General features: G+C 71.4%; 9 protein-coding genes. 5 read left to right on the top strand and 4 right to left on the bottom strand.

The genetic code is table 11. The annotated features are described in order from the left end of the window. The first annotated feature begins 211 nt into the window (after positions 1-211). The 3 genes from E1292_RS35155 to E1292_RS35145 are packed head-to-tail and all read left to right on the top strand — an operon-like array spanning position 212 to position 2053. Complete coding sequence (locus tag E1292_RS35155) at positions 212-1162, top strand: SPFH domain-containing protein (RefSeq protein ID WP_132601358.1); 951 nt, start codon at positions 212-214, stop codon at positions 1160-1162. Positions 1163-1167: 5 nt separating this feature from the next. Further along, the gene (locus E1292_RS35150) at positions 1168-1422 is read left to right on the top strand and encodes a type II toxin-antitoxin system antitoxin (protein ID WP_439331927.1); all 255 of its coding nucleotides are present in this window, start codon (positions 1168-1170) and stop codon (positions 1420-1422) included. Next, the gene (locus tag E1292_RS35145) at positions 1391-2053 is read left to right on the top strand and encodes a GOLPH3/VPS74 family protein (protein WP_132601352.1); all 663 of its coding nucleotides are present in this window, start codon (positions 1391-1393) and stop codon (positions 2051-2053) included. The genes E1292_RS35150 and E1292_RS35145 overlap by 32 nt, the downstream gene beginning before the upstream one ends. 67 nt (positions 2054-2120) lie before the next feature. On the opposite strand, the gene E1292_RS35140 is transcribed toward E1292_RS35145, so the two are convergent. Together E1292_RS35140 and E1292_RS35135 are read right to left on the bottom strand one after the other, a co-directional pair. Beyond that, positions 2121-2798, bottom strand: a complete 678-nt coding sequence (locus E1292_RS35140) for a response regulator transcription factor (RefSeq protein ID WP_132601349.1) — start codon at positions 2796-2798, stop codon at positions 2121-2123. Then, the gene (locus tag E1292_RS35135) at positions 2791-4518 is read right to left on the bottom strand and encodes a sensor histidine kinase (RefSeq protein WP_132601346.1); all 1728 of its coding nucleotides are present in this window, start codon (positions 4516-4518) and stop codon (positions 2791-2793) included. Before E1292_RS35135 ends, E1292_RS35140 begins: the two co-directional genes overlap by 8 nt. Before the next feature lie 163 nt (positions 4519-4681). On the opposite strand from E1292_RS35135, the gene E1292_RS35130 reads away from it, so the two are divergent. Beyond that, the gene (locus E1292_RS35130) at positions 4682-6040 is read left to right on the top strand and encodes a serine hydrolase (RefSeq protein WP_132601343.1); all 1359 of its coding nucleotides are present in this window, start codon (positions 4682-4684) and stop codon (positions 6038-6040) included. 72 nt (positions 6041-6112) lie between these two features. On the opposite strand, the gene E1292_RS35125 is transcribed toward E1292_RS35130, so the two are convergent. Further along, complete coding sequence (locus E1292_RS35125) at positions 6113-6682, bottom strand: superoxide dismutase family protein (protein WP_165974898.1); 570 nt, start codon at positions 6680-6682, stop codon at positions 6113-6115. A gap of 166 nt (positions 6683-6848) precedes the next feature. Between E1292_RS35125 and E1292_RS35120 the strand changes: the two genes are divergently transcribed. Then, positions 6849-8081: an alkyl sulfatase dimerization domain-containing protein gene (locus E1292_RS35120; protein ID WP_132601337.1), complete on the top strand. Its 1233-nt coding sequence runs from the start codon at positions 6849-6851 to the stop codon at positions 8079-8081. A gap of 9 nt (positions 8082-8090) precedes the next feature. On the opposite strand, the gene E1292_RS35115 is transcribed toward E1292_RS35120, so the two are convergent. After that, complete coding sequence (locus E1292_RS35115; RefSeq protein ID WP_132601334.1) at positions 8091-9305, bottom strand: aminotransferase class III-fold pyridoxal phosphate-dependent enzyme; 1215 nt, start codon at positions 9303-9305, stop codon at positions 8091-8093. Between the last annotated feature and the right edge of the window lie 4 nt (positions 9306-9309).

Raw genomic sequence — 9309 nt, 5'->3', positions numbered from 1 at the left:
TATAAGAGACAGCCGTCTTCGGCTGACCCCGGCCCCACCCGCACCACGTACGGCGTCCGGCGGACGCCGGCGCCTGCACGCCGGTGACGCGACCCCGCTTCGGGAGCGGCCGACCTGTGCCCGGAAAATGCCTCTCGCCCTCTTGCCGAAAAAGTGATATCACTTAGATAGCAACGTGAAATCGGCGGAGATGCAGTGAAGGAGACAGGCCATGACCGACACATCAGGCGGAGTCGCGATCGAAGGGGCCGTCATCGACATGCCGGCGCCGCGCACGAACGAGCGCCCGGTGCGGGCGGCCAACGGGTTCGTCATGGTCGGCGTGGCCACGCTGGTCACGCTCGCGGGGACGGCCCTGCTCATCGTCGCGATCGCCATGCTCGCCTCGGGGGCCGGGCAGGGCGGCGTGTGGCTGCTCGTGGCGTCCGCGCTGGTGATCATCATCGGCATCGTGCTGTCCTTCGGGCTCACCGCGGTGGCCCCGGGCGAGGCCAGGGTCGTGCAGCTGCTCGGCCGCTACGTCGGCACCCTGCGCACGCCCGGCCTGCAGTGGGTCAACCCGATCACCCTTCGGCGGCGGGTGTCCACCAGGATCCGCAACCACGAGACGGACGTGACGAAGGTCAACGACGCCGACGGCAGCCCCATCCAGATCGCGACCGTGGTGGTCTGGCAGGTGGAGGACACGGCGCAGGCGGTCTTCGAGGTGGACGACTTCGTGGAGTTCGTCGCCATCCAGGCGGAGACGGCGGTGCGCCACATCGCGGGCAGCTACCCGTACGACTCGCACGGCGAGCCGCGGTTGTCCCTGCGCGACAACGCCGACGAGATCAACGAGAAGCTGTCCGCGGAGATCTCGATCAGGGTGGCCGCGGCCGGGGTGAAGGTCATCGAGTCCCGCATCATCCACCTGGCCTACGCGCCGGAGATCGCCCACGCCATGCTGCGGCGCCAGCAGGCCGGCGCGGTGGTGGCGGCCCGCCAGCGGATCGTCGAAGGGGCGGTCGGCATGGTCGAGACGGCGCTGGCCAAGCTCGCCGAGCACGACGTGGTCGAGCTGGACGAGGAGCGCAAGGCCGCCATGGTCAGCAACCTGCTCGTGGTCCTGGTCGGCGATCGTGACACGCAGCCGATCGTGAACACCGGAACGCTCTACCAGTAATCGACGTGGACCGGAAAAAGATCCTCCTGCGGCTCGACCCGGTGGTCCACGACGCGCTGGCCAGGTGGGCTTCCGACGAACTGCGCAGCACCAACTCGCAGATCGAGTTCCTGCTGCGCAGGGCCTTGTCGGAGGCCGGACGCCTGCCCGACGGCGTGGGGCGGATGCGGCCCCGCGGACGGCCGAGGAAGAGCCAGGAGGAAACCCAGGAGGACAAGGAGCCGGCGGATGAAGACGGAGATACGGGTGGAGCGGGATGAGTCCCTGCCGAGGTCGGCGTTCCTGCTCGCCTTCGACCTGCGCAAGGAACGACTGGCCAACCGCGGCGAGCTGGGCTACCTGCTGCGCGCGGCGGCGCTGGCCGAGCTGCTGCTGGCCGGCAACCTGACGGACGACGCGGGCACGGCGCGGGCGGTCGTCGCCCCCGCCGATCCCGGCCCGCTGCAGGCGGCCGTGTGGGAGCAGATCGCGAACTCCCCGCCCCGGTCGTGGCGGCACTGGATCCGCAAGGACCGCGCGGGCGCGTTCCGCCTCGTCCGCGACGAGCTGGAGGCCGCCCGGCTCATCCGGGTGGAGCGGCGGCGGGTGCTGCTGTTCCCCGTCGAGCGGATCACGCCGCGAAGGCCGTACCTGTCGCGCAAGCTCGCCGAGCGCGTCAGCAGGGCGGCGCGCGGCGGCCGGCCCGTCGGCCGCCTCGACCAGGACGTCCGGATCCTGGCGGCCCTCGCGGCGGCGGCCAGGCTGAAGGTGCTCCCGCCGGAGCGGGAGCAACGCCACCACGGCAGGAGACGGATCGAGCAGCTGTCGGAGCCGGTCGAACCGGTGGCCACAGCGCTGCGCAAGATCGTGCAGGACTCCCATGCCGCTCACATGAGCGGCGGCGACGGCTGACCGGCGCCCGGGCGGGCGCGCGCCACGTGCGCTCCCCCGGCAGGCCGGCGACGGGCCGGGCCTGATGCTAGGACGGATCGGGGCCCAGGTAGGCGAGGACGGCGGCCACCCTGCGGTGCACATCCCCGCTGTTCTCCAGGCCGAGTTTGGTGAAGATGGCGTTGACGTTCTTCTCCACCGACGAGATCGACAGGTGCAGGGCCCGGGCGATGGCGGCGTTCGACCGGCCGTGCGCCATCTCCCGCAGCACGTCACGCTCGCGGCCGGTCAGCTCCTCCCGCTGGCCGCGCACGTCCCGCCTGGCCAGCAGGCCCTCCACCACCTTCGGGTCGATGACCGAGCCGCCCGAGGCCACCGCGCCGATCGCGCCGAGCAGCTCGTCCAGGTCGCCGACCCGGTCCTTCAGCAGATAGGCGTAACCCTCGGTGCCGTGTTTGAACAGCTCGAAGGCGAACAACGCGTCCGCGAACTGCGACAGCACCACCACCCCGACGCCCGGGTGGGCGGAGCGGATGCGGTGGGCGGCGTCGATACCCTCGAAGCCCGGCCGCCACTCCCCTCCCGGCATCCGGATGTCGGTGATCACGACGTCGGGGCCGAGCCGGCGTACGGCGTCGAGGAGCTCGTCGGCGTTGCCCACCGTGCCCACGACCTCCACCTCGCCCGACATCTCGAGCAGCCGGCGGGTGCCCTCGCGCACCAGATAGTGGTCGTCGGCCACGACCGTGCGGATCGGCTCACTCATCGACCGGTACCCACGCGTTCACCCGTGTTCCCTTCCCTGGCTCGCTGCCGACGCTCAGGCCGCCGCCGAGGGCGTCCAGCCGGTCCGACAACGTCGCCAGACCTCTGCGCCGCGTGAGCGAGGCGTCGAAGCCCTTCCCGTCGTCGGCGACGGCGGCGGTCAGGCGTCCGTCCGCCTGCGACAGGCGTACCTCTATGGCGGCGGCCTCCGCGTGTTTGAGCGCGTTGGCCACGGCCTCGCTCACGGTGAAGTACATCGCACCTTCTATCTCGTCGGTGAAGCGCCTCGACCGCAGGGCGGGGGCCGAGGTCACCGTGGTGCGCACGGGCAGGCGCGAGCAGCGCTCCTCGACGGCCTCCACCAGGCCGCCCTGGCTGAGGGAGGACGGGTGGATGCCGGCGGCCAGCTCTCGCAGGTCGGCGAGCGTCTGGCGGGCCTGCTCGCGCAGGTGGGCAAGCATGTCCGCGCCCGCTCCCGTGGCGCGGGCCAGCTCGATGCCGGCGATGAGGGCGACGAGTTGCTGCTGGACGCCGTCGTGGATGTTGCGTTCGATGCGGCGGCGTTCGGCCTCCTGGGCGTTGACCAGCCGGGTGACGAGCCCGGCGCTCTGGATCGCCAGGCCCGCGGGCACGGCCAGCGCCTCCAGGAGCCGCCGGTCCTGGCCGGTGAGCGGTCCGGCGTCCCTGGGGCCGCACTCGATGTGGCCGAGGCCGCCGCGTACCGGCATCGTCAGCGCGGCCGGGCCCTCCGCCCGGCCCGACACCACGCGTGTCCCGTCGGCGAGCGTCACGGCCGCCCATCTGAGCTCCAGCCCGGCGCGCACGGCGGCGGCCAGCCGGCCGAGCTGCTCCACCGGCTCGGGCGTGTCCTCCAGCGCGGTGCCCAGGTCCGACAGCACCTCGCCGACCGTCGGCCGCACGTCGAACACCAGGTGCAGGCGCGATCCCCTGATGCCGAACCGGATGTCGAGCAACCGGTGCCGCACGATCGCCACCCCGATGGCGGCGGGAAGCGAGCCGACCAGCGCCAGCCCGGCGACTCCCGTGAGCAACGGCGTGCCCAGCCCGAAGATGAACAGCACCGTCAGTACGCCCCCCGCCACGGTCGCGGCGACGCCCGCGACCATGCACGCGTACTGGGCGCGCTCGGGCCGCTCGCTGCGCCGCCAGCGGAGCACGAGCCCCCAGAACACGATTCCCGCGATGATCCACGTGACGAACTGCCCGGCGCCGCCCACCAGCGCCGCGACCAGGTCGACCTGGGCCGTGGAATCGTAGGGGTCCAGCCCGGCCTTCGCCGTCCCGATGCCGTGCGCGGCGATCGCGATGCCCGCGATCCACGGGACGGCCCGCCAGCGCCGCGAGGGCAGCCGCCCGTCGGGGAACAGCAGCGGAACGTAGATCCAGGTCAGCCCGTAGAAGAGGGCGAGCGCGACGGACTTCACGTAGTCGAGGAGTCCCGCAGGGGCCCCGGAAGCGGTCAGCCCCGTGCCCAGCATGCCGACCCCTAGCGACAGCCCGGCGGCGAGCAGCACCCAGCCGTAGCGGACCTCCGGACGTCTGTACGCCAGCAGCCAGCCCACTCCGGGCAGCATGAGGGAGACCAGGATGTACGGCAGTAAGGCCGACGCGGAGGGCATGCCGCCCGCCAACCACGTGCCCACCACGATCCCCGCGGCCGAGGCCACCGCGAGCAGCCCGGCCACCAGCCTGGATGTCATAGGCCTCCATCGTCATGAGGGATCGGGAGGGCGTCTATGAGGTTATCCGCATATTTCTTCCGGACAGCCCCACCTGCGAGAACGGCGGTCCACTTGGTGGCCCGCGCCCTCGCGCTCCGGTTCGCTGGTGGTACGCGAAAGTCGAGGCCGAAGGAGCCCCCTCATGAAAACCCCGTCGAAGCCCACCCGGGTGCTGGCGACCGCCGCGGTCGCGGTCTCCATGACGGCCTGCGTGAGCCAGCCCATTTCGGCGGGCGCCGCGAGCGTCCAGGCACCCGTGTCGGCGGCCGCCGTCGCCGCGCCCGAGATCCCCGACACGCCCGTCGGCAAGCAGCTGAGCTGGCTGCTCGACGCGCTGGCCACTCCGCCGGTCCCGGAGGAGGAGATCGCCAAGCACTTCGCCGCCGGCTTCCTCAAGGACACCCCGGCCGCCACCATCAACCAGATCCTGGTCGCCTTCAAGGGCCTGCGGCTGGAGAAGGTCACGACGTCGAGGGAAGACGTGCTGATCGCGCTGGCGACCGGGGGCGAGTGGCGACACGAGATCTCGTTGTCGGTGGACACCGCGGGCCTGATCAACGGCCTGCTGTTCCGCGCGCCCGCCCCCAAGAACTGGGCAGAACTGGACAGGCGGCTGAAGAAGGCCGCGCCGCAGGCCGGCTTCATCGCGGCCGAGGTGGCCAAGAACGGGGACTGCCGCCCCGTGCACGCCACCGCCCGCGACAAGAGGCGCCCCCTGGGTTCGGTCTTCAAGCTGTACGTGCTCGGCACCGTGGCCCAGCGCATCAAGGCCGGCGCGTTCGGCTGGGACACCAAGCTCACCATCACCCCCGAGCTGAAGAGCCTGCCCAGCGGCGAGCTCCAGGACCGGCCCGACGGCAGCAAGGTCACCGTGATGGAGGCCGCCAAGCTGATGATCTCCATCAGCGACAACACGGCCACCGACCTGCTGATCCACAAGGTGGGCCGCAAGGCGGTCGAGCGCACCATGCGCGCCTGGGGCGCCACGGACAAGCGCAACTTCCCGCTGCTCAAGACGCGGGAGCTGTTCGTGCTCAAGGGCGCCGACTATCCCCGCCACGCCAAGCGGTATCTGTCGCTGAGCACCGCGAAGAAGCGGGACTACCTGGAGAAGGTCGTCGCCAAGGTCCCGCTCGACCGCGTCGCCACCTGGACCAAGCCGCGTGAGCTGGACACGATCGAGTATTTCGCCTCACCCTCCGACATCTGCGGCGCCCACGCCCGGCTGGCCAGGATGGGTGACAAGCACGTCGGCGAGGCGATGTCGGTCCCCGCCAACGCGCTCGGGCTCGACCCGAAGAAGTGGACGACGGTGTGGTACAAGGGCGGCTCGGAGCCGGGCGTGCTCGACCAGAGCTTCCTGGCTCGCACCTCCGGCGGGAAGACGTACGTCGTGACGGCGATGGCGGTCAACCCCGCGGCGGCGTTCGACGACGGGAAGCTGGGCTTCGAACTCACCGCCCTCGCCCGCGGCGCCTTCACCCTGGCGGACAGGTCCTGACCATCCCCCTCCTTGCGGGAGCACACTTCTTATGCGTGCACTCCCGCAAGGAGGGAGCATCGGGTCAGGCAGTCACGGCACCTTCTTGAGCGTCACGCAGGCGATGCGGTCGCCGGCCACGCCGGCCTTGGGCCCCTTGGGCGTGGTCGGCTTGGCGTGGATGACCAGCGAGCCCGGCAGCCTGGCGGGGTCGAGCGCCCAGTCGTTGCGGGCCGTCGAGCGGCCGGCCCCCTCGTCGTCGGTGCGGATGTCGAGCCACACTTCGCTCTCCGGATTGATCTTCCCCGGGTGGTGCTGGTAGTGCGGACCGGAGTCGTCGGGCTTCTTCCCGCACGGCTTGGTGTGCAGGTGGACGCCGTAGCGCCGGTCGGGTAGCAGGCCCTCGGCGACCAGCGAGGTGGTGGTCTCGTCTCCTGACGACTCGACGGTGACGCTGGCCTGGGCGCCCTTCGGGGCGAGCTTGCGGTCGTAGGCGATGGCCGAGGTGTCGTCGTCGGTGAACTCGCCGGAGCCGGACAACGTGATCGCGCCGTCCGGGCTCTTGGCGGCCTCGGGACCGGCCGCGTTCTGGACCGGGGCGGGCGGCCCCGCGCAGGCTCCGGCGCAGGCGACGGCGAGCAGGACGAGCGGAAGTTTGGACACGCGCATGAGACCCCCATGATTCGAGCCCCTCCGGCATGAGGGCTCTGAGAGGCACCCACTCTAACGAGTGACCGGCCGATCACGTAACGTGTCCGGAGATCCGGCGCCAGGTTGTGCGGCGACGATCAGCTGCGCCTAGAATGAGATTCTAGGAAGAGGTGGTCACGTGATCGTCGAGTACGCGGACCGTGTGTGGCGCGGCGAATCGGACGACAGCATCGTGGACGCCGGCCTGGCCGGCACCGGCGTCCAGACGGTGGCCGACGGCCTGGGCTGGTGGCCGGGGTTCGGCAACGTGATCGCCTTCGAGACCGAGGGCGAGCTGGTGCTGTTCGACACCGGCAACCCGTACACCGCGGCGCGGTTGCACGAGGACGTGCGCAGATGGAGCACGGTGCCGCTGACCACCGCCTTCTACTCGCACGGGCACATCGACCACGTGTCCGGGACGGCGCCGTTCGAGGAGTCGGGGCCGCGGGCCACGGTCTACGCCCACAGGGCGGTAGGGGACCGGTTCGAGCGCTATCTGCTGACCAACGGCTACAACGCGGTGATCAACCAGCGACAGTTCCAGAGCCCCGAGCTGCGCTGGCCAACCCGCTACCGGCATCCCGACGTCACCTACACCGACACGCTCGCCGTGCGGCGCGGCGGGCTGACGTTCGACCTCCTGCACGCCAAGGGCGAGACGGACGACGCGACCATCGCGTACGTTCCCGAGCACAAACTGCTGCTCCCCGGCGACCTGTTCGTCTGGGTGACGCCCAACTGCGGCAACCCGCAGAAGGTCCAGCGCTATCCCAGGGAGTGGGTGCACGCGCTGGAGCGGATGGCCGCCATGGACGCCGAGATCATGCTCCCCAGCCACGGCGCCCCCGTCTTCGGCCGCGATCGCATCCGGCAGGCGCTGCTGGAGACGGCGGACTGGCTGCGCTCGCTCGTCACGCAGACCCTCGGCCTGCTCAACGCGGGCGCGCGGCTCGACGAGATCGTGCATACCGTCGAGCCCCCCGCCCACCTGGCCGACCGCCCCTACCTGCGGGCCCGCTACGACGAGCCGGAGTTCGTCGTACGGAATCTGTGGCGGCTCTACGGCGGCTGGTACGACGGCAACCCGGCCAGCCTCAAGCCCGCCCCCGACGCCGTTCTCGCGCGGTCGCTCGCCGGCCTGGCGGGCGGCCCAGCGGTGCTCGCGGACGCGGCGCTCAAGGCCCTTTCCGAGGGCGACGAGCGGCTGGCCGGGCACCTCGCGGAGCTGGCCGCCCTGGCGGCGCCGGACGACGCGGGCGTGCACCGCGTACGCGCCGAGGTCTTCTCCGCGCGGGCGGCCGGCGAGCTGTCCCTGATGGCGAAGGGCATCTTCGCCTGGGCCGCCGCGGAGTCGGAGCGGCGCTCATGAACGCGACCGTCAGCCCAGGTGGGCGCGGGTCTCCGCGAACGCCTGGTCCGTACCCTCCAGGGCCTTGGCGACGTCGTCCTCCGTGTGCGCCGCCGACATGAACCAGTTGTGCCACGGGTGCAGGTAGACGCCGTGCCGCAGGCAGGCGTCGCTCCAGTGCATCGCCACGGACAGGTCGGCGTCGCTGTCGAAGCTGAGCCACGGGATCGTCACCGGCCCCGTCTGGTTCACGGTGAACCCGTGCGACTTGGCCTGCGCGTAGAGGCCCTCGCGCAGCTGGGAGCCGGCCCGCTCCATGGCGGCGATGCCGTCCGTGTCGCGCAGGGTCTCGATGGTGGCCTTGGCCGCCGCCATCGCGACCGCCGAGAACCAGAACGACCCCGTCGAGTACAGCGTCTGCGCCGGTCCGCGCAGCGCGTCCGTGCCGGTCACGGCGGCGATCGGGTAGCCGTTGGCCATCGCCTTGGACCACGCCGTCAGGTCGGGGCGCACCCCGTACGGCTCCCACGAGCCGCGCAGGTCGACGCGGAACCCGGCGCGCACGTCATCGATCACCAGGGCGGCCCCGAGGCGGTCCGCCAGGGCGCGGGCGCCGCGGGCGAAGGCCGGCTCCACCAGCTCCTGGTCCTCGAACGAGTCGTGTTTGAAGGGTGTGACGATGATCGCCGCCACGTCCCCTTCCACGGTCGCCGCCGCCGACTCCAGTGACTCCGGCGAGTTGTAGGTGAACTCCACCAGGTCGGCCCGCTCGTTCGGCGTCGTGCCCGCGGGTGACGGCGTGCACCAGGGGTCGGCCCCGTGGTAGGCGCCGTGCGCCATCAGCACCTTCGTCCGCCCGGTGGCGGCTCTGGCGACCATGAGCGCCTGCGTGGTGGCATCGGTGCCGTTCTTGGAGAACATCGCCCAGTCGGCGCTCGGCACGGTGTCCACCAGCAGCTCGGCCAGCTCCACCATGATCGGGCCGGGCCCGTTGAGGCAGTCGCCGAGCGCGGCCTGGCGGGCGGCTGCCTCCTCCACGCGGGGGTGCCGGTGCCCGAGCACGACGGGACCCCAGCTGCACATGAAGTCGATGTACTCCCTGCCGTCGACGTCCCACTGCCGGCAGCCCTCGCCACGTTGGAAGAACTGCGGGAAGCCGGGGGCGAAGAGGGCGGCGTTGAGGTGGCCGTACATGCCGCCGGGGACGACCTTCGAGGCCCTCCGGCGGAGTTCTGCGTCGGTCATCTTG

Origin of the sequence: Nonomuraea deserti (genome assembly GCF_004348685.1) — a bacterium.
GTDB lineage: Bacteria > Actinomycetota > Actinomycetes > Streptosporangiales > Streptosporangiaceae > Nonomuraea > Nonomuraea deserti.
This window is presented reverse-complemented; position numbering and strand designations above follow the sequence as displayed.

Coding starts and splice junctions, on each gene's coding strand:
- E1292_RS35135 (WP_132601346.1), bottom strand. CDS start 4,518: ATGACATCCAGGCTGGTGGCCGGGCTGCTCGCGGTGGCCTCGGCCGCG.
- E1292_RS35140 (WP_132601349.1), bottom strand. CDS start 2,798: ATGAGTGAGCCGATCCGCACGGTCGTGGCCGACGACCACTATCTGGTG.
- E1292_RS35155 (WP_132601358.1), top strand. CDS start 212: ATGACCGACACATCAGGCGGAGTCGCGATCGAAGGGGCCGTCATCGAC.
- E1292_RS35145 (WP_132601352.1), top strand. CDS start 1,391: ATGAAGACGGAGATACGGGTGGAGCGGGATGAGTCCCTGCCGAGGTCG.
- E1292_RS35130 (WP_132601343.1), top strand. CDS start 4,682: ATGAAAACCCCGTCGAAGCCCACCCGGGTGCTGGCGACCGCCGCGGTC.
- E1292_RS35115 (WP_132601334.1), bottom strand. CDS start 9,305: ATGACCGACGCAGAACTCCGCCGGAGGGCCTCGAAGGTCGTCCCCGGC.